The sequence below is a fragment of the Sphingomonas sp. ASY06-1R genome (assembly GCF_052180265.1).
Taxonomy (GTDB): Bacteria; Pseudomonadota; Alphaproteobacteria; order Sphingomonadales; family Sphingomonadaceae; genus Sphingomonas_I.
The window spans coordinates 2,319,837-2,337,054 of sequence record NZ_CP197464.1 but is presented as its reverse complement, the minus strand read 5'-3'; the positions used below and the strand labels follow the sequence as shown (position 1 = coordinate 2,337,054).

Sequence of the window (17,218 nt, the reverse complement as noted above, 5' to 3'; positions counted from 1 at the left end):
CTACGTTGTCGTCAATATCGTCGTCGTACAGCAAGACGCCGCATATATTGTGCAGGGGACTCCGGATGGCCAACACCGCCTATATCGATTTCTTGAAGGACCCCGATCAGCCCGCGCGGCGCGCGGAACTCGCAAACTTCATCGGCCCGAACGCCAACGCCTTCATCCCGGTCTACGATCGGTTGCAGGAAGACGCGGCGTCCGGAAAGCCGAAGTTCCGGCTGTTTGGCGGTGGCTTTTCGGTGGTCGCGTTCCTGTGTTTGCCGGTCTGGTTCTTCTACCGCAAGATGTGGCTGATTGCGGGTTTCATCACGGTGGCGATGATAGCGATCGGCTTTATCCCGGGCGCGAGCCGCGCCGGTTTGCCGATCGGTGTCCTGTTGGGCCTGATTGCCCACCGAACCTACGTGCAGCACGCGATCGTCGCGATCCAGAAACTGCGCCGCCCCGACGGGACGGTCGACCCCGCCGAACTACGGCGTGTCGGCGGTGTCTCCCGTACCGCGGGTTGGATCAGCGGGTTGGCCTACGGCGCGCTCTGCCTGCTCTCGCTCTGGGCCATCATATGGTTGGTTCAGGCCGGCGAGCCAATTCCGCGATGATGCGGCAGGCTATCGGACCGAAGCAGGCGCGGCGAGAGCAAGCCTTTGCCCCTTCATGGTCAATCGTTGGGCACGGTGACCAACGCATTGGTCTTGCCATCGTCTTCGCGCGACAGGGCAATGGATACGGTCTTGCCGTCTTTCTCGCCGGAGAGCATTCCGCCGTCGTCGGACAGGAAGGACGAGGGAATCTTCCACCCCGCCTTTGCCAACGCGCCCTTATAAAAATCGCTGACTTTGCCGATCGCATCGGAAGTGCTCAGCGTGACCATCTTGGTCTTGCGCCCCTCGCTCTCGGTTTCGATCACGCTGGTGGCCGTCGACCCTGGATAGAGCGGCGCATAATCGGGCATGACGACGTGCGCCGCGGCGGCGCCCTCGGCGGTGCGGATCGATCCCTTCTCGGTCGTGATGGAGGCGGTGCCTTTGCCGTCATCGCTGGCGAAGGTTGTCCCACCAACGGTCGTCGACTTCTCGCTCGATCCACACGCGCTTAGCAGGACGGCGGCAAAGATAACGAAACGGCGCATTGCATGCTTCTCCCATTGGACAGTCGAACGGTAACGTGATGTGCTTCAGTCTCTCGCATCCCGGCGTGGGCGGGGCCATCCAGCTATCTGGGTCGACACCCTATGATTGTTCGGCTTCGCGTGACCCGGCGTGTATGGGACCCATCGATCCTCGTCAAAAACTTAATTGCACGGTGTCGATTTGCGCGATACGCGCGGGGCGCGGCTAACAGGAGATAGCGTAGTGATGGTCCGAAAAACCGGCATCGTTTTGTTGGCGGCGCTCGCCGTGGCAGCGTGTCATAAGGCGAAGGACGGCGCGGGGGCTGACAACGCCATGGCGCCCATCGAAAATGCGACTGCGCCAGTCGCGGCGCCAGATGCTGCTGCGCCAGCGGCGGCGCCGGCGGGCAGCTTCGCCATCGACAAGATTGCCGTATCGAATGCGCCGCTCGGTGCCTTCCCCTATATCGGCCTCCCCATCGGCTATAAATGGAGCGAACATGGCGGGGAAGGCGAGACCCGCGATTTCGACCATTTCCCCTTCTGGACCGGCACTGCGCTCCACGAGGTGGAAGGTAAATTGTTCATGTCGAACATTACCAACGAGACGGGAAAGACCTTCTCGGCCTACGAGTTGAAGAAGAATATCGACGCGGTGATCGCGGCGGCCGGCGGGGTGAAGGTCACCGAGAGCAGGCTTCCGGCCGAGGTCATCCACACGCTTCCGGACGACGTGAAGATCGACAAGAATTCGTGCCTGGGCGACGTCTATAATGAGCCCGCCCAGGTCTGGGTCATCCGCCGCGCCGATCGGGAAATCTGGATCCAGTCGGTCGCGAGCAGCGCCGTCTCCAGCATGTGTATCGTCGAGACCAAGCCGTTTGTCGCCACCGCGAAACTGCTCCCCGCCGATGCGCTGAAGAAGGCGATCGATCAATCCGGCAAGGCCGTCGTGCACGTCAATTTCGCGACCGACGCCACCCAGATCCTGCCGGATTCACAAGCCCAGATCGGCGCGATCGTGGCGCTGCTGAAAGCAAATCCGACGCTGAAGCTGGCGATCAACGGCTATACCGACGAGACGGGATCGCCTGCCCACAACCAGACGCTGTCCGACGGCAGGGCAGCCTCCGTGCGGCAGGCACTGGTCGCAGCCGGTATCGCCAGCGATCGGCTGACGTCGAAGGGGTTCGGCACGAGCGTGCCGATCGCGGACAATGGTTCGGAAGCCGGCAAGGCGCAGAACCGTCGGGTCGAACTCGTGAAGATGTGATGGCGGGGTGCCGATGGACGATGCGATGAAGTCCATCGGCGTCTCAGCGCTGTCTCGCCATAAGGTCACCCTTGATCAGTGTTTCGGGAACTCTATCCCGGCAGCGCGCTCGTCCGTTCGTCGATCCTCGGACCTGACAATTCATACGTCAGGGCAGCAAATGCTGCATTCAGCAGCTCGATGAGCGAGCGCCGCTCGTCCTCCTGACCCATAGCCTCGGTCGCGAGGCGGATCGCCCCAATCGCGAGCATCGCGACGAGCCGGAGCGCCATCTCGCGCGCAGGATCGGGCCATCGCGCGCGTAGCGCGGCGAACAAGGTTCGCTCATGCGCGACGTAGCTCGCCTGCTTGCGCGCCTGAACGGCCGGGCTGGACCGCATGAGCCGATCAATCGCGACCATGTCGTCGGCCGGCACCTCGGCACAAACTGCGATCACGGACGCGCGGATCGCGTCGATAGGGGAGGCGGTTTCGTCCGCCTGTCGAACGCGCTCAGCAATCATCTCGCCCATCCCGCTCTGCAGCGAGAGGAGAATGTCGTCCTTCGACTTGAAATAGTGGAAGAATGTGCGGCGCGAGATGCCTGCCATCGCAGCGATCTCGTCCAATGTCGTCGCGTCGATCCCCTTGTCGATGAAAAGGCAAATGCCTGCATCGGTGATACGTCGCAGCGTCTCCTGCCTCTTTCGCTCCCGTAAGCCGGGCGTCGGCAGATCGTCGTCCTTGATCGATGTCATCATTCGCACTTGATTATTGCACTGAGTGCAATCTAATAACTGCACTCAGTGCATATAGCGGGATTGATATCGATGGGAAAGTGGACGGTGGGCGCCATGCCCAATCAGGACGGGAAGACGGCGGTGGTGACGGGCACGGGCGGGCTCGGCTTCGAAGTGGCATTGGCGCTGGCCCGCGCCGGTGCCGAGGTCGTGATCGCTGGACGCGATCCGCACAAAGGTACAACGGCGGTTTCCCGGATCCGATCGGACCTGCCGGCAGCGAAGGTCCGCTTCGAGGCACTCGACCTAGCCTCGCTCGCGTCCGTCGCGCACTTCGCCGAGCGTTTGAGGCGGGATCAGCAACGGGTCGACCTGCTCGTCAACAATGCGGGCGTGATGGTGCCGCCCAAGCGTCGGGAAACGGCAGATGGCTTCGAGTTGCAGTTCGGCACCAACCATCTGGGGCATTTCGCGCTGACGGGGCATCTCCTGCCGCTACTGCGCGCGTCCGGCGGCGCAAGGGTGGTCTCCGTGTCGAGTGTCGCAGCCCGTTCGGGATCGGTCGAGTGGGCAGATTGGAATGCGCTTGCCGGCTATAGCGCGATGCCGGCATATGCCCGCTCAAAGATCGCGTGCCTGATGTTCGCGTTCGAGCTCGAACGGCGCAGCGTTGCAGCCGGGTGGAAGATCAGCAGTCTCGCGGCGCACCCCGGAGTCTCACGCACCGAGTTGCTCCACAACGGACCGGGCAGAAATAGTGTGTTCGGTCGCGTCCGTTCGGTACTGCCGTTCCTGTTCCAGCCCGCAGCACAAGGCGCGCTGCCGCTGTTGTTCGCGGCCACGTCGCCCGACGCGACCGCAGGCGGCTATTACGGCCCCGATCGGCTGGGCGAGACGCGCGGCCATCCGGCCGCGGCGAAGATCCCGCCGCAAGCGCTTGATGGCCCGGCGGCCGAGCAGCTGTGGACATTGTCCCAGGACGCGACCGGGGTGCGGTTTTGAACGATCCGGCAGGAGGGAGGCATGCATGGCCAAGTATCTGACCTTCGCCACGTTCGTCTGGGTGACGCTCACTGGCATGCTGCATTTCGCGATCGTCGTCAGCATCGCCATACACCGGCTGCCGCTAAAGGTACGTATCCGCAGCTAGGGCGTTTGATCGACGGATAGCTGCTGAGCGCAGCGACCATCCGCGTGCCACGCATGTGTCAGCGTCGTTGCGGGCTGATCGGCATTGTGGAGGATCAGCGCGAACCCCTTACGAGGCACTTTCCCGATCGCCATCAACAGCATCGGCGGTCCGGCCCTGATGATCAGACTGTTGCCGGCATGTCGCGCAATTTGCACGCCGTCGGGTGTTTCGAGACAGGTATCCCCCTCGACTGCAAAAAATGCCTCTGGCCCGGAGTGAACATGCAAGGGCGCCGTTGTGCCGGGCTCGAAGACGGAGCGGAGATATTCGGCCGCATATGTTGAGGCGCGCGTGATCGGTAGAGGCCCGACGATCGAAACATGCTCTCCACCCCGAGCGCGCCACCCGGCTTTCTCGATCGTGAAAAGCCAAATGGATCCGAACGCCTCCGCAACCACGCTCGTGGGAGTACCGGCACGTTCCGCGCTAGCCTTTGTTGGGAAGCGATCGAGGTGCCAATAGACTTTGCCGGCCGGCAAGGACGTAAATTGCCTCCTCGCGAGCAGGCAAGCGGGACCCGGCATTTCCGTCACCTCGCATTGGCGAGTTGTCGCTTGGGCATGGGCCAAGGAAGGCAATGCAGATATAAATGCCGCCACACCGAATAGTATCGTCCGCACAGGCCTACCCCGCTTTCGATATCAGAGCGTAAGCATGTCTCTTTTCGCGCGCTGTCACAACTGGCGCTGTCACAACTATTGTCAGCCCTAATGGCGGGGCGAGTCCTTTAGCCGATAAGCGTACCTACCCCTGCCGCGGCGCGCCTTGGGGGCGAGATGGGACGTCAGACGAGCGCGCTCTCACTCAGAGGATCGCGCACGTCAGGTTTTCTCGCAAAGCGGGTGATGAGACAGCTCCTGATCATAGGCAGGTTGCTTGCGGATAAAATCGAGTACCGTCGTATCCTAGGGTCCAAGCCGATGCGCATTGATCGAGCGGATGATCATCTTTGATCAACTTTCCTCGTTAGGCCGCGGCAACGCCGGGTGTATCCTCGCTGCCAATCAGGACATAGGAGGATGCGGACATGGACGCGAAGACCGGTTCGATGGGTTGCCCCGTAGATAAGCCGACGACGGTTCGATCTCTACTTGGACGGACCAACCGGGATTGGTGGCCCGAGGCGCTCCCACTGGAAGTCCTCAATCAGGGCGGCACGTCCCCCGATCCGCTGGGCGAAGAATTCGATTATGCCGCCGCGTTCAAGTCTCTCGATTACGCCGCGCTCAAGGCCGATCTCACAGCGCTCATGACCGACAGCCAGCCCTGGTGGCCGGCCGATTACGGCAATTATGGCGGCCTCTTCATCCGCATGGCGTGGCACGCCGCCGGCACCTATCGCACCGCCGATGGCCGTGGCGGCGCCAATAGCGGGCAGCAGCGTTTCGCGCCGCTCAACTCTTGGCCCGACAATGGCAATCTCGACAAGGCGCGCCGCCTGCTGTGGCCGATCAAGCGCAAATACGGCAACAAGATCAGCTGGGCCGATCTGTTCATCCTCACCGGCAATGTGGCGATCGAGTCGATGGGCGGGCCGGTCTTCGGCTTCGGCGGCGGTCGCCGCGACGTGTTCGAGCCGGAGCGCGACATCTATTGGGGCGCCGAAGAGAAATGGGTCGGCCAGGAAGGCAATGAGACCCGCATCCAGCCCGATCGCGAGTTGGAGCTGGAGAATCCGCTCGCCGCGATCCAGATGGGCCTCATCTACGTCAATCCGGAAGGACCGGGCGGCGTGCCCGACGCGCTCCAGTCGGCCCGCGACATCAAGGTCACGTTCGAACGCATGGCGATGAACCATGAAGAGACGGTCGCGCTTACCGCCGGCGGCCACACCTTCGGCAAGGCGCATGGCGCGGGCGATCCCAGCCTGGTCGATGCCTCGCCCGAAGCGGCCAATATCGCGCTTCAGGGCCTTGGCTGGGCGAGCGCGCACGAAAGCGGCTTCGGCGAACATACCATCACCAGCGGCATCGAAGGCGCGTGGGTCAACACGCCGACCGAATGGTCGGAGAATTATTTCCGCCTGCTGCTCGATTACGAATATGAGCTCGTCCGCAGCCCGGCCGGCGCTAAGCAATGGCAGCCGATCAACCAGAAGCCGGAGGATATGGCCCCGGCCGCGCACGATCCGTCCAAGCGCGTGCCGACGATGATGACCACCGCCGATATGGCCCTCAAGGTCGATCCGGAATTCCGCGTCATCTCGGAGAAATTCCGCAACGATCATGAAGCCTTCAAGGACGCCTTCGCGCGCGCCTGGTTCAAGCTCACCCATCGCGACATGGGGCCCAAGGTCCGTTATCTCGGCCCCGATGTGCCGGAGGAGGATCTGATCTGGCAGGATCCTATCCCTGCCGGCACCAAGCCGTCCGATGCCGATGTGACGGCTTTCAAGTCCAAGATCCTCGATGCCGGCTTCTCCATTGGTCAGCTCGTGAAGACCGCCTGGGCCTCGGCCTCCACCTACCGTCGCTCCGATCATCGCGGCGGCGCCAACGGCGCGCGCATCCGCCTTGCCCCGCAGAAGGATTGGGCGGTCAACGAGCCGGACGAACTGGCCAGCATCCTCGCCAAAATCGAGAAGCTGCGCGGCGCCTTGTCCGTCGCCGACGCGATCGTCCTCGCCGGCACCGCTGCGGTCGAGAAGGCGGCCCGAGATGCCGGCTTCGATGTCGAGGTTCCCTTTGTCGGCGGGCGCGGTGATGCGACGCAAGACTGGACAGATGCCGAAAGCTTTGCGGTGATGGAGCCTGCTGCCGACGGCTTCCGCAATTATCTCAAGACCAAGCATAGCGTGAAGACCGAAGAGCTGCTGCTCGACCGCGCCTCGTTGCTCGGCCTGTCCGTCCCGGAAATGACGGTGCTGCTCGGCGGCCTGCGCGTGCTCGGCGCCAACCACAAGGACGCGCCGGAAGGCGTCTTCACCCAGCGCAAGGGCCAGCTCACCAACGACTTCTTCGTCCATCTGCTCGACAACGGCACCTTCTGGAAGGTGGTGGATGAAAGCGCGGATGAGGAGTTCATCGGCTATGATCGTGCGGGCCAGCATGAGAAATGGCGCGCCACCCGCACCGATCTCATCTTCGGTTCCAACAGCCAGCTGCGCGCCGTCGCGGAAGTCTATGCCGAGACCGGTCATGAGGAGAAGTTCGTCCGCGACTTCATTCACGCCTGGACCAAGGTGATGGATGCCGATCGCTTCGATCTTCCGCAAAAGTCCGACAGCGTCGAACCGATCGGCATCGCCGAACCGGCCGGCGTGCAGTAACCGAAGCGGCGGGCCAGGGCAGGGGGCAAGCCTCCGCTCTGGCCCGCATCTTCAAGGCGTATCGAACCGGGCATCATGCCCCGGGCCTCGTACGACCGCGCCCGATCAGAAGAGGCGTGGCGGCGAAGCCGGACCCTGGAGAGGAGTTCCGATGCAGCTAAGTCAGGTAGATGCGCTCGATCCGCGCCGGCCCCATTGGGCGGCCGCGGTGGAAGCCCCCAGCCGCGATTGGATCGCGGCCCGCGGCTGTCGCCGCCACGCCCGCTTCCTCGTCGATGGCGATCGCAAGGCTCCGTCGCTGGCGCATTTCGAACTATTCGACAGTCGCGCCGAATGTCTGGCGTGGATCATGGCCAACCGCCGCGAACTCACCGCCCACATGCCGGGTGCGACCGTCCATCCCGTGCCGTTGGCGAACTGGCTGCTCGGTATGGCTTGATCCCGGTCGGCATTGCGGGGAGGGAGGCAGCGCGGCAATCGTGGCCGGCGCTTTCCAGACCCTGCGGAGCATGGATGACCGAACCTGCCAAACCCTGGGACGGCGCCCTCGTGCGCAAATGGCTCGATCGCCGCGTCGTCGCCGCCCGCCTCGATCAGGTCGCTGCCGAACGGGCCGGCCGCGCGGCGCAGGACGATTGCGACAAGGCAAGTGCGGAGGAAATGATCTGCACGGCGCTGCAGGCGCCCGCCGCGACCGACGCGCAGGATGGCTTCGTCGCGCAGCTGAAGGCGCTGCTGGATCGCGATCACTATATCTGGCGCGGTATCTATGACGATGTGCGCTTTGATCGGCATGCGCGAACCTATGTCCGCAAGCTCATGAAGATGGCCAAGGCCAATAATGGCTTTGCGACCACCAACCGCTATCAATGATGGTCACGGCAGGCACCGGCCGCTGATCCCGATCGCCGGGAACGGCGCGGATGGACGTCCCGCCGCCGGGTCAGGATCCGACCTGGGGCTGCAGCCAGTCGTTGAAGGCGGCCAGTTCCAGCGGACGCGCGAAGGCATAGCCCTGGCCCTCGTCGCAGCCCATCGCCGCAAGTCTCTGCGCGACCGCTTCCGTCTCCACGCCCTCTGCGACGACGCGATAGCCCAGCTCGTGCGACAGCGTGATCATCGATTGGACCAACGTCTGCTCGCGCGAATCGTCCTCCAGATCCCGGATGAATGACTGGTCCAACTTGACCACCTTGGCCGGCAGCCGCTGCAGATAGGCCAGGCTGCTTTGCCCGGTGCCGAAATCGTCGATCGCCAGCCGGACGCCGGCGGCGTCGAGCAGCTCCAGCTGCCGGATCGCATGGGCGGGATTGTCCATCACCGCGCTTTCCGTGACTTCCAGTTCCAGCAGATGGGCGGGCACGGCATGTTCGGCCAGCGCGCTCTGGACGGTCTCGGCAAAGTCGCTCTGCTCCAGGTTCGCAGCCGAAATGTTGATCGACAGCTGCAGGTCCTGCCCGGCGGCATGCCACGCCGCGAGCTGGCCAAGCCCCAGATCCAGCACGCGCTCGGTCGCAGGGCGGGCAAAAGCCGTCTGCTCGATGATCGGCATGAATTCGGCGGGTGAAATTTCGCCAAGCTGCGGATGCCGCCAGCGCAGCAGCGCCTCGGCCCCGACGCAGGCCCGTGTCGCCAGTTCGATCCGCGGCTGCAGCATCACCCGCAGCTGGGTGGGGCTGGTAAGCGCGGGGCCGAAATCATTCAGCAGGCGGAAGCGCCGCCGGTGCAGGCTGTCGTTCCACGGCGAATAGAGGCTGACGGCGCTCTCGCTGGCGCGCGCATCCAGCGCCGCGCTATGGGCGATCCGCAGTACATCGGTGGGCGCGGTGCGACCGGTCTCGAACGGTGCCACGCCGATCGCCGCCGTGACCAGGAAGCGCAGCCGCGATCCCTCGCGCAACTGCTCCACGCTGGCCCGCAGCCGCGCGACACACGCGTCCGCATCGACGCCCGGCGCGGTCACGAACGCAAATTTGGTAGAGGCGACGTGATAGGCCTGCTCGCCGGGTGCCAGCACCGCGCGCAGGGTGCGCGCGCCCTGCCGGACCAGATCGTCGACATAATCGGATCCCAGCACGCGCACGCCATTGTCCAGCTGCTCGGTGCGCGCCAATTCGATCATCACGACCAGCCGTCGTTCGCCCGGATGATCCCGCCCCAGATCTTCCAGGTCGTCCAGAAACTGCGTGCGATTGGGAAGCCCGCTGATCGGATCGACCCGGCCGAAGGCATGCTGCAATTCGATCTGGGCCATCACGATCTGGGCAAGATCGTTGAGCGCGGCCATCTCTTCCGCCGTAGCCTCGCGTGGCTCGGTGCCCAACACACACAACGCGCCCAGCCCATAGCCTTCGCGTGTGACCAACGGCGCGCCGGCGTAGAAGCGGATGCCCTGTTCGGCGAGGATGCTGGTGGCGTAGCATTCGTCGTCCAGCATGTCGGGGATCAGAACGACCTCCGCGCTTTCCGCCACCTGCGCGCACGGTGCCTTGTCGCGCGGGATCGACCAATGTTCCACGCCGACCCGGGACTTGAACCATTGCCGGTTCTGATCCGTCAGCGACACGGCCGAGATCGGCAGCCCAAAGATCTGCGCCGCCATCCGCGTAATACGATCAAAGCTTTCGCTGGGCGGCGTATCCAGCAAATTCAGTTCCTGGAGCGCCTCAAGCCGCGCCGCTTCATTTTGGCCTGCCATCGCAACCCGACCTTTCGAACGAATGCCGCTATACCATGCTCCTGCATTCGAGTGGGATCATCCTACCCCACATTCATTGTCGGAGCCACTCCGGCCCCAGCACACGTCGCCGTCGACCAATACTGATAGGCGGAGCTGACCATCAGAGTGTGTGCCAGAACACCAATAGCCGGATCTTGCCCGCACCCGCATGCGTCACGCCCAAATTGATCGCCTCGACGCCGCCCTTACCCCATCGCAATTGGGCCGTGACGAGGTCGGTGGCATCGAACGGAGGCCATCCCATGTCCTTGGAAGAAAAGGAGAGGTTATCGTCTTTCGTAAAGTATGCTGCTTCGCCGGCCTGTTTCTCCACCCGTAGCAATAACGCTTTCCAATCCGCTTCGGGGAGAACCAGCATCAGCATCGCCGCGTCATCCATCCCGCCCGGCAGATATTTCGAAAATTCGATCTTGGCGCCCGGTGGCAGATCCAGCCCGATCCGCGCGACGACCTCTTTGGCGGGGATGGGTCTTTCCGGCGCGCAGCTCGCCATTGCCAGCAAAAGTACCGCACCGATCCCGATCCGAAGCTGCAGCGCCACGGCGCGCGGGAATCGCGCGCCGATCACGCCCGCTGCATCCGTGTGTGGAGGCTGCCGCCCCGTGCATTGAAAAGGACAACCGGGCTCATGCGCGTCGCCCAAGGCGCGGTAACGCTGTGCTTGGCGTCAGAAACCATGTCCGGCCAGCAACTCAAGGACGCTATTGCCGGTTTTCCGCACGCACCATCGGTCCAGCACGAACATCACGCTCAGACACGCGATCAGCGCACCGGCCAGGCTGAAATTATAGGCGACATCGCCCGTCGGCGCTATCGCCCCCACAATCATGTTCAGCCCGTAATATGTCCCAAACGCCGTCCCGGCCCCGCCGCCCACGATCAGGATGGTGAAACCGATCAGCATCAGGCAGCCCCCTTTTTCCTCAGGTGGGGCAGCCTGTGCCCGTCGCGCGGGCTGCACTTTGGCTCCGGCGGTCGTCGGCATGACGGGCCGTGAGGATCGCCGTCCTCCGCCTAGCGGATCCGTGTTCGCCCGGGCGCGATCGGGCGCCCGCAGCGCCCGCCGCAGCGACCAGTACAGCCCGCCGCAGACCAGGATTAACAGCGCGCCCATCAGCATGAATCCGCCCGACTCGTTTCCCTTGGGAAACCAGTGCGCGGTGATGATGGCCGCTACGATTACGCCCACCATCAGCCCCACGACATGCAGGCAAAAGATCAGGACGAAATTGCTGCCGCCGCCGCGCTCAGGCACGCTCATCGAACAATCCTGGTCAAAGCGACCGGCACTTTGCCTGTCCCGCCGTCGATCCGCCCTGAAACGCCTCGCCATGACGCATCACTTAGCGGCCAGAATTTCATGCTTATCCTCCAGACCAAAGGCGGGAACGTGGCCTTGATCTTCTCATGAGGGATCACGCGCCCATATCGTCACGTCAATGACTTTCCGCCGGTAAAGTGCCGATCGGATATCCTGCCGGTCGTGCATAATCGGGTGGGTCGCCGTAGCCGACCTGCTGATGCTGACATTCACCGCGGGCTCGGCGATGCTGGCCGAACAGCGTTGATCTCGGCGCGGCCCGAATAGTTTGCTAAACCATGCCACGTGGACAGGCGAAAACCGGACGGCGGGCGGCTTGGCGCGCGCATCTTCATGCTGATCGGCACAATCGCGTTGATCATCGGTCTGTGGCAAAGCGTGGAAACCGTCCGCTTCCTGGGTCGGGCGGTTCGCACCACCGGGCATGTTGTCCTAAGGCCGGGGGAGACCGGCCCGATGTCGGGTGCGCACCCGACGATCGAATTCCCCGGTCCGGACGGCAAACCGGTCCGGTACGATCAGAACGGGATGGGCGGTCGCAAGGTCGGCACGCCGATCCCGCTCCTCTACGATCCGGCCGCACCCGCTGCCACCGCGACCGCGAGCAGTTTCTGGCAGCTTTGGCTGCCCTTGCTCTTGCCCTACTGGCTCGCCTTCGGGTTCATCGGCCTGCCGCTGATGGGGGTGCAGGTGGAGTTACGCGGCCGCTGATAATGGATCAGGCCCTTCCCGATCGGCACGAGACAGGGCAGGGCGGGCGCCCGTCTTCACACTAACCCGCCGCCCGGCACCGCGCCCGCGCGAACATGTCCAGCATCCCGTCCACGTCGGCGGTCTCGGGCGGTTCGATCTGCTGGTCCGGCCGCAGGCGCACGCGCCCGGCGCCGCATGGCCGTTCCGCGATCAGTGTCACTTCGGCGCCGCCCGATCCACCGTCGGCGCGCGCCACGCCGAAGAGGATGCGCGCGTCTCCGTTGCCGCGCGCGTGCCGCAGCGAGATTGGGCTTCTCCCATCACCGGCGGTAAGCTGCACCGTCGTCGGCCGCCGCAATTGCCCGACGTCGGGTGGCGCCAAGCGGATGCCGCCCCCAGCCAGCGGGCGTGCGACCAGCGACTGCGGTACATCCAACGTGAAAGCGGCATCGCCCACCCGCATCGTGATCGGGCGGGCCGCCACCGCGTCGCGATCGCAGCTGCTGAGCATTGCGCTCACGATCGCCATCGCCGCCGCCGGGCTGATCCGCGCCGTCCTCATGCGATCACTCGTCCGGCGCCGCGTCGCCCGCCGCAACCGCGATCGGCCGGGCATAGCGCACCAGCGTGGTCAGCAGCTTGCCCGGCTCCTCGCTGGTAATGTGGTGGCCGGAACGCTCGAACCACACCAGCTGCTTGGACGGCGCCTTGACCCGATCGAACCACTCGGCCGCCACCTCGCTCGACACATTGATGTCGTGCCGCCCCAGCAGCAGGATCAGCGGCACGTCCAGCCTGCGGATGGTGGACAGGTCCGTCGCTAGGATCTGGGGCAGCATCGCGTTGGTCACGGCCGGCTGGCCCTTGAAGGCGTTACGCACGTCCGCATCGCTATATTCGGGCGCCAGCGTGATCGCCGCCGCCTCGAACGCGCCACCGCCCGGTCGCCGCCAGGCCGCGCCGCCATAATGGCCCAGCCATTTGCGTTGCGTCAGGATGGCAGGAACCGGCACCGGCGTCGTGCCTGCGGCATAAGGTGCGATCGCCTGCAGCTCCCGCACCGCCTCCACATTATGATCGGCCTGCGCCCGTGCCATCGTCCACGCCCAGCCGCGCCGCTCGCTGTCCGGCCCGTTCACCGCCTGGCCCATGCCGATATAGGCGTGCAGCCATTCGGGATGCTGCGCCGCCAGTCGCAGCCCCAACAGGCTGCCCCAGCTATGGCCGATCACGAAGATGCGGCGCTTGCCGAACCGCTTCAGCGCCCATTGCACCACCTCTTCCGTATCCCGCTGATAGCGTTCGGGCGTCAGCGTCGCGACCGGGTTCGCCCCGCTTGCGCTATAGGTCTTGCCGGCATTGCGCTGGTCCCACTGTACCACCGTGAAATATTCGTCCCAGCCGCGGTTCCACCACCAGTCGAGCGGCATCTCGACAAAGCCAGGCCCGCCATGGAGATACAGGATCACCGGATTGCGCAGATCCTGGCTGCGGATCGACACAACCTGGGCGATGCCGCCGATCGGGATCGTCTCGATCGCCTGCAAGCCGTTCGGGCTCACGATCTCGCGTAGCCCGGCGATGATCTTCACCGCCTCCGCCCGGCTATTCGGGCCGACCGGCGGCGCGCTGCACGCCGGGGTGAGCGCGATCATCGCGGCAATAAACAGAACGGCCCGGCGCATCCATGTCCCTCCTGCACGAACGGCATTTTCTGCGGCCGTCCAGACTATATCGGCCGATCCTGCAAGCGTTGCGCCTTATCCAACAAGAAAAATCGCGGCGGCGACGGCATGATCGGGCGGTCCTCCAAACAACGGCCAGTCCTCCACGGCGCGCAATAGGGGATTGGGCGCGATGACCCACGGATGCGCTTTGGCACACAGGGCCGGGAGCCGTCCGATGGTCGCACCGTCGTTCCTGAGCGTCATCTTTTCGTAAAGATGTCGCCGCCGCGCACAGGCGGGGCCACGACAGACCATAAAAATCGCACCGCAGCATGATCCCGGATGAAAAATACCTGTAATCATGCGACCAGGAAAAGCTATCGAGGCGAATGGTGAGCACGAATCCGCAATGGCTTGATTCGCAGGACGAGGTCGAACGGGACAACAGCATGACCTTGCCGCCACAATGGCGATCCTACGCAACCATGTTTCTTGCCGTAATCTTGGGCGCCGTCATCCTGGTCGTTGCGATAACCGCGGAGAAGGCGGCGCGGGATCGTTTGGTTGCGGACCGGTGGTATGTCCACACGCTCGATGTTCTGCTCGCCACGGCCGAGGTTCGGCAGCAACTCTACCGAACCGGCTATATCGATGTAGAGGAAAAGGAACGCGCGGATGCGCGAACGCATGCGCAGGTACAATCCAGCGTCATGCGCCTGACCGATCTTGTTCGGGACAATCGCATACAGGTTGCGAATGTGACGCAACTCGAATCCGCATTGCTCTCGACCGATCATGGCGGTCCGCAGGATCAGGCGAGATCGCGAGCGGCCGAAGCCGCGAAGATAAGCTTGTCGCGTATCGAGCGGGAAGAGCGCGCGCTGCTCGAGCGCCGGCGCGCCCGCACCCTGCTGGCGCAGCAACGGACGGCCTTTCGCCGCCATCTTCTGTTCGGCGTATCGGGCCTGGCGGTCACCCTGCTCATGCTGACATCGCTGAACGCGAACAAGGCCTGGCGGCAGGCAAGCGCCGCCGCGACCGAACTGCGAAGGCTGGCCAGTACCGACGAACTGACCGGTATCGCCAACCGCAGATACTTTTTCGCCGCGGCGGAACGCGCGGTCGCATCCCGCCGCCGCTACGGCCGCCCCTTGTCCGTGGCGATTTTCGATATCGATCATTTCAAGCAGATCAATGACCGTCATGGCCACCCCACCGGGGATGATGTGATCCGAGCGGTGGCGACGATCGCGCAGCAATCCATTCGCAAGGCCGATTTCGTGGCCCGCATCGGCGGCGAGGAATTCGGCCTCCTGCTTCCCGAATTGACCGGCGCCAGCGCCTTCGAAGCCTGCGAGCGCCTGCGCCGGGCGATTGAGGTGGGCCTGGCAACCACGCCAGTCGGACCCGTTAACCAGCTCTCGGTAAGCATTGGCGTAACCGAGGCCCGCGACGAAGATCTGGACACCATCATTCGCCGGGCGGACCAGGCCCTCTACGCGGCCAAGGCGGGTGGTCGTAACCGGGTTGTGTCCAGCGCGTAGGGGGGAAGCAGGACCGTTCTCGGGACCGGCCCCTTGTGCGAATGGCGCCCGCAGGACGCCAACCTAAAGATGAAACCAGAATAAGAACAATCTTACTTTACCAGCTTCCGGATGGGTCAACCCAACGTTCAGTGTCTCAAGGCCGTTTCGTAAGCTAAATTGCGCAGTCGTAAGATTCGCGGCCTCCGCTGGTCGCCACCCAGCACCAGGTGGTCCGAGCTCAAAATTCTCGTCTGCAGAAAAGATAGGGTCAGACCCGGCTCTTTTCGTTAATTCTTGAAGGATTTTCTGCCAGGCCGCGTCGGGCAAAACTACCACCATGCGGGCAGCAGAATCTTGCCCGGACATATCTTCGGCATGCTCGATCCGTGCCTCTGGGGGTAAATTCAATCCCATGCGTCTGGTGATATCCTGTGACAAGGATTCATCTTGCGCCATCTGTTTTCCTTGTGGAACACGGGCGCCTTCACACCCGCTAGTTACGAGCAGCAACGCTGTACCTAATACGAGGCCCAAGCGCATCATCGCCGCTCCTGTCTCTTGAGGATGATTGACTGATCAGGGGCGCCAAAGTCGCCGTCCCAGATTAGTCGGCGCCTAACGGAACCACGGCAGTCGAATTCGCGGGCAAGCCCCTGGCGATGAAACTCCCCCATAAACTCGTCTGTGATCATCACGCCCGCTATCGTAACACCTTTTCCCGTGTCCCAATTGTAGCGGTCAGATATGCAATACTCGAAATCTACATCATAGTGCCGGCCAAAATTGTTAACGGATATGCGAGCTTCACCTTTTCCCCAGCGAGAGTACGAGCCGATAGCAAAAAACCAATCAGCATTCTGCTCCTTGTTGTTCGTAGATCCCTGCGTATTACGCGACGTAAATAGATGGCGACCGGCCGGCAGAGTACGAATAAACATTTGAGCTTGCCTGAACTCGCTCACCATTGCATCACGTGCGAATGGTACATCGCTCAGCATATCTTCCAGATCTATCCTTAACGGACGCCCGGTATTATTGAGAAAATGTCGTAAATGGCGCGTGGCATTGAAGCCTGGATAAATCCAAGTTGGCATCCCTACCACCCCATCCAGCAAGGAGTATTGGGCTTGAACGGATGCCGTCTTAGGATGTGAATTCCAAGATCCGGCCCCTTCATCAAAGGGAAGTGGCGGATTCTTACTTCCGGTGTAGTAGTATCTATCCTCACCCACGTATGTGGAAATATTTAAGTTAACAATATCCGCCTGTTCGACTGAAATTGGATGGCGGGACGTCATTTGATGCTCCTAAATGCCATCAATATCTGATAATATCTAGAACGGTAATGCATGAGCTCAAATATGTATCCGGGACGCAATATCGAGTATCGGGGCGATATCAGTCCAGAACGGATATAGAAACCGAGTCGTGTTGGTATGTCGTATTAAAAAAAACGATGAGTTGGCAGTTCTGCGAGATCATGATCGGTCGGCCGAGAGCACGAACACGGTGGCTATTCGTCAAAATCGGACCCATCGATGGCGTTGCCGCCCTCTTTCCCTGCGCTGGCGATTCAGAGGGCGCGCCTCCATGTTATAAGCGCAAAGAGCGCAGGTTGGTATGAGGCTGCGGCCATTTGCCTATTGACTCTCGCCTGAGCCTCATCAGCCTTGATGCAGAACACAAGGACAGCGAGATATCTGTA

At 62.9% G+C, this 17,218-nt stretch carries 20 protein-coding genes; 9 read left to right on the top strand and 11 right to left on the bottom strand.

Annotated features, from left to right (window positions below):
- Positions 1-65: 65 nt before the first annotated feature.
- Complete coding sequence (locus ACSBM8_RS11300) at positions 66-602, top strand: DUF2628 domain-containing protein (RefSeq protein ID WP_442678123.1); 537 nt, start codon at positions 66-68, stop codon at positions 600-602.
- Positions 603-661: 59 nt separating this feature from the next.
- Here the strand turns inward: ACSBM8_RS11300 and ACSBM8_RS11295 are convergent, their stop codons facing one another.
- Positions 662-1,132, bottom strand: a complete 471-nt coding sequence (locus ACSBM8_RS11295) for a hypothetical protein (RefSeq protein WP_442678122.1) — start codon at positions 1,130-1,132, stop codon at positions 662-664.
- A 226-nt stretch (positions 1,133-1,358) separates the two neighbouring features.
- Here ACSBM8_RS11295 and ACSBM8_RS11290 point away from each other — a divergent pair, with 226 nt between their 5' ends.
- Positions 1,359-2,387, top strand: a complete 1,029-nt coding sequence (locus ACSBM8_RS11290; RefSeq protein WP_442681569.1) for an OmpA family protein — start codon at positions 1,359-1,361, stop codon at positions 2,385-2,387.
- A 92-nt stretch (positions 2,388-2,479) separates the two neighbouring features.
- On the opposite strand, the gene ACSBM8_RS11285 is transcribed toward ACSBM8_RS11290, so the two are convergent.
- Entirely contained in the window at positions 2,480-3,127 is a 648-nt protein-coding gene (locus ACSBM8_RS11285) for a TetR/AcrR family transcriptional regulator (protein ID WP_442678121.1), read from the bottom strand.
- A 69-nt stretch (positions 3,128-3,196) separates the two neighbouring features.
- On the opposite strand from ACSBM8_RS11285, the gene ACSBM8_RS11280 reads away from it, so the two are divergent.
- Positions 3,197-4,108 carry an SDR family oxidoreductase gene (locus tag ACSBM8_RS11280; protein ID WP_442678120.1) on the top strand — a complete coding sequence of 304 codons (912 nt, stop codon included), beginning with the start codon at positions 3,197-3,199 and terminating at the stop codon, positions 4,106-4,108.
- A gap of 25 nt (positions 4,109-4,133) precedes the next feature.
- Complete coding sequence (locus tag ACSBM8_RS11275) at positions 4,134-4,256, top strand: hypothetical protein (RefSeq protein WP_442678119.1); 123 nt, start codon at positions 4,134-4,136, stop codon at positions 4,254-4,256.
- Here ACSBM8_RS11275 and ACSBM8_RS11270 read toward each other — a convergent pair.
- Positions 4,253-4,822 carry a cupin domain-containing protein gene (locus tag ACSBM8_RS11270; RefSeq protein WP_442681568.1) on the bottom strand — a complete coding sequence of 190 codons (570 nt, stop codon included), beginning with the start codon at positions 4,820-4,822 and terminating at the stop codon, positions 4,253-4,255. The two genes, ACSBM8_RS11275 and ACSBM8_RS11270, sit on opposite strands and share 4 nt — an antisense overlap.
- Before the next feature lie 503 nt (positions 4,823-5,325).
- Here ACSBM8_RS11270 and katG point away from each other — a divergent pair.
- The 3 genes from katG to ACSBM8_RS11255 all read left to right on the top strand — a co-directional run bounded on the left by katG (position 5,326) and on the right by ACSBM8_RS11255 (position 8,439).
- Positions 5,326-7,566, top strand: a complete 2,241-nt coding sequence (katG, locus tag ACSBM8_RS11265; RefSeq protein ID WP_442678118.1) for a catalase/peroxidase HPI — start codon at positions 5,326-5,328, stop codon at positions 7,564-7,566.
- A gap of 151 nt (positions 7,567-7,717) precedes the next feature.
- A complete protein-coding gene (locus tag ACSBM8_RS11260) occupies positions 7,718-8,005 on the top strand; it encodes a hypothetical protein (protein ID WP_442678117.1) in 288 nt (95 codons plus the stop codon).
- Between the two features lie 74 nt (positions 8,006-8,079).
- Positions 8,080-8,439 carry a hypothetical protein gene (locus ACSBM8_RS11255; protein WP_442678116.1) on the top strand — a complete coding sequence of 120 codons (360 nt, stop codon included), beginning with the start codon at positions 8,080-8,082 and terminating at the stop codon, positions 8,437-8,439.
- Positions 8,440-8,509: 70 nt separating this feature from the next.
- Here ACSBM8_RS11255 and ACSBM8_RS11250 read toward each other — a convergent pair whose 3' ends face one another.
- The 3 genes from ACSBM8_RS11250 to ACSBM8_RS11240 form a co-directional block, all read right to left on the bottom strand.
- Positions 8,510-10,264, bottom strand: a complete 1,755-nt coding sequence (locus tag ACSBM8_RS11250; RefSeq protein ID WP_442678115.1) for a sensor domain-containing phosphodiesterase — start codon at positions 10,262-10,264, stop codon at positions 8,510-8,512.
- Positions 10,265-10,406: 142 nt separating this feature from the next.
- Positions 10,407-10,874, bottom strand: a complete 468-nt coding sequence (locus ACSBM8_RS11245; RefSeq protein WP_442678114.1) for a hypothetical protein — start codon at positions 10,872-10,874, stop codon at positions 10,407-10,409.
- Positions 10,875-10,973: 99 nt separating this feature from the next.
- A complete protein-coding gene (locus tag ACSBM8_RS11240) occupies positions 10,974-11,567 on the bottom strand; it encodes a hypothetical protein (RefSeq protein ID WP_442678113.1) in 594 nt (197 codons plus the stop codon).
- 345 nt (positions 11,568-11,912) lie between these two features.
- On the opposite strand from ACSBM8_RS11240, the gene ACSBM8_RS11235 reads away from it, so the two are divergent.
- The gene (locus ACSBM8_RS11235) at positions 11,913-12,338 is read left to right on the top strand and encodes a hypothetical protein (protein WP_442678112.1); all 426 of its coding nucleotides are present in this window, start codon (positions 11,913-11,915) and stop codon (positions 12,336-12,338) included.
- Positions 12,339-12,399: 61 nt separating this feature from the next.
- Here ACSBM8_RS11235 and ACSBM8_RS11230 read toward each other — a convergent pair whose 3' ends face one another.
- From ACSBM8_RS11230 to ACSBM8_RS11220, 3 genes are all read right to left on the bottom strand, one after another.
- Positions 12,400-12,882 carry a Tsi3 family protein gene (locus ACSBM8_RS11230; RefSeq protein WP_442678111.1) on the bottom strand — a complete coding sequence of 161 codons (483 nt, stop codon included), beginning with the start codon at positions 12,880-12,882 and terminating at the stop codon, positions 12,400-12,402.
- A gap of 4 nt (positions 12,883-12,886) precedes the next feature.
- On the bottom strand, positions 12,887-14,005 hold the full coding sequence (locus ACSBM8_RS11225; protein ID WP_442678110.1) for an alpha/beta fold hydrolase: 1,119 nt from the start codon (positions 14,003-14,005) through the stop codon (positions 12,887-12,889).
- 359 nt (positions 14,006-14,364) lie between these two features.
- Entirely contained in the window at positions 14,365-14,931 is a 567-nt protein-coding gene (locus tag ACSBM8_RS11220) for a hypothetical protein (protein WP_442678109.1), read from the bottom strand.
- A gap of 39 nt (positions 14,932-14,970) precedes the next feature.
- Between ACSBM8_RS11220 and ACSBM8_RS11215 the strand changes: the two genes are divergently transcribed.
- Positions 14,971-15,531, top strand: coding sequence for a GGDEF domain-containing protein (locus ACSBM8_RS11215; protein WP_442678108.1), 561 nt, complete (start codon positions 14,971-14,973; stop codon positions 15,529-15,531).
- Between the two features lie 63 nt (positions 15,532-15,594).
- Here ACSBM8_RS11215 and ACSBM8_RS11210 read toward each other — a convergent pair whose 3' ends face one another.
- Positions 15,595-16,056 carry a hypothetical protein gene (locus ACSBM8_RS11210; RefSeq protein WP_442678107.1) on the bottom strand — a complete coding sequence of 154 codons (462 nt, stop codon included), beginning with the start codon at positions 16,054-16,056 and terminating at the stop codon, positions 15,595-15,597.
- Positions 16,053-16,811, bottom strand: a complete 759-nt coding sequence (locus ACSBM8_RS11205; RefSeq protein ID WP_442678106.1) for a hypothetical protein — start codon at positions 16,809-16,811, stop codon at positions 16,053-16,055. The genes ACSBM8_RS11210 and ACSBM8_RS11205 overlap by 4 nt, the downstream gene beginning before the upstream one ends.
- Between the last annotated feature and the right edge of the window lie 407 nt (positions 16,812-17,218).

What these genes read in the sequence shown, in the direction of transcription:
- ACSBM8_RS11300 (WP_442678123.1), top strand. Translation starts at nt 66, where the DNA reads ATGGCCAACACCGCCTATATCGATTTCTTGAAGGACCCCGATCAGCCC.
- ACSBM8_RS11295 (WP_442678122.1), bottom strand. Translation starts at nt 1,132, where the DNA reads ATGCGCCGTTTCGTTATCTTTGCCGCCGTCCTGCTAAGCGCGTGTGGA.
- ACSBM8_RS11290 (WP_442681569.1), top strand. Translation starts at nt 1,359, where the DNA reads ATGGTCCGAAAAACCGGCATCGTTTTGTTGGCGGCGCTCGCCGTGGCA.
- ACSBM8_RS11285 (WP_442678121.1), bottom strand. Translation starts at nt 3,127, where the DNA reads ATGATGACATCGATCAAGGACGACGATCTGCCGACGCCCGGCTTACGG.
- ACSBM8_RS11280 (WP_442678120.1), top strand. Translation starts at nt 3,197, where the DNA reads ATGGGAAAGTGGACGGTGGGCGCCATGCCCAATCAGGACGGGAAGACG.
- ACSBM8_RS11275 (WP_442678119.1), top strand. Translation starts at nt 4,134, where the DNA reads ATGGCCAAGTATCTGACCTTCGCCACGTTCGTCTGGGTGACGCTCACT.
- ACSBM8_RS11270 (WP_442681568.1), bottom strand. Translation starts at nt 4,822, where the DNA reads ATGCCGGGTCCCGCTTGCCTGCTCGCGAGGAGGCAATTTACGTCCTTG.
- katG (WP_442678118.1), top strand. Translation starts at nt 5,326, where the DNA reads ATGGACGCGAAGACCGGTTCGATGGGTTGCCCCGTAGATAAGCCGACG.
- ACSBM8_RS11260 (WP_442678117.1), top strand. Translation starts at nt 7,718, where the DNA reads ATGCAGCTAAGTCAGGTAGATGCGCTCGATCCGCGCCGGCCCCATTGG.
- ACSBM8_RS11255 (WP_442678116.1), top strand. Translation starts at nt 8,080, where the DNA reads ATGACCGAACCTGCCAAACCCTGGGACGGCGCCCTCGTGCGCAAATGG.
- ACSBM8_RS11250 (WP_442678115.1), bottom strand. Translation starts at nt 10,264, where the DNA reads ATGGCAGGCCAAAATGAAGCGGCGCGGCTTGAGGCGCTCCAGGAACTG.
- ACSBM8_RS11240 (WP_442678113.1), bottom strand. Translation starts at nt 11,567, where the DNA reads ATGAGCGTGCCTGAGCGCGGCGGCGGCAGCAATTTCGTCCTGATCTTT.
- ACSBM8_RS11230 (WP_442678111.1), bottom strand. Translation starts at nt 12,882, where the DNA reads ATGAGGACGGCGCGGATCAGCCCGGCGGCGGCGATGGCGATCGTGAGC.
- ACSBM8_RS11225 (WP_442678110.1), bottom strand. Translation starts at nt 14,005, where the DNA reads ATGCGCCGGGCCGTTCTGTTTATTGCCGCGATGATCGCGCTCACCCCG.
- ACSBM8_RS11220 (WP_442678109.1), bottom strand. Translation starts at nt 14,931, where the DNA reads ATGGCGGCGAAAGGCCGTCCGTTGCTGCGCCAGCAGGGTGCGGGCGCG.
- ACSBM8_RS11215 (WP_442678108.1), top strand. Translation starts at nt 14,971, where the DNA reads ATGCTGACATCGCTGAACGCGAACAAGGCCTGGCGGCAGGCAAGCGCC.
- ACSBM8_RS11210 (WP_442678107.1), bottom strand. Translation starts at nt 16,056, where the DNA reads ATGATGCGCTTGGGCCTCGTATTAGGTACAGCGTTGCTGCTCGTAACT.
- ACSBM8_RS11205 (WP_442678106.1), bottom strand. Translation starts at nt 16,811, where the DNA reads ATGACGTCCCGCCATCCAATTTCAGTCGAACAGGCGGATATTGTTAAC.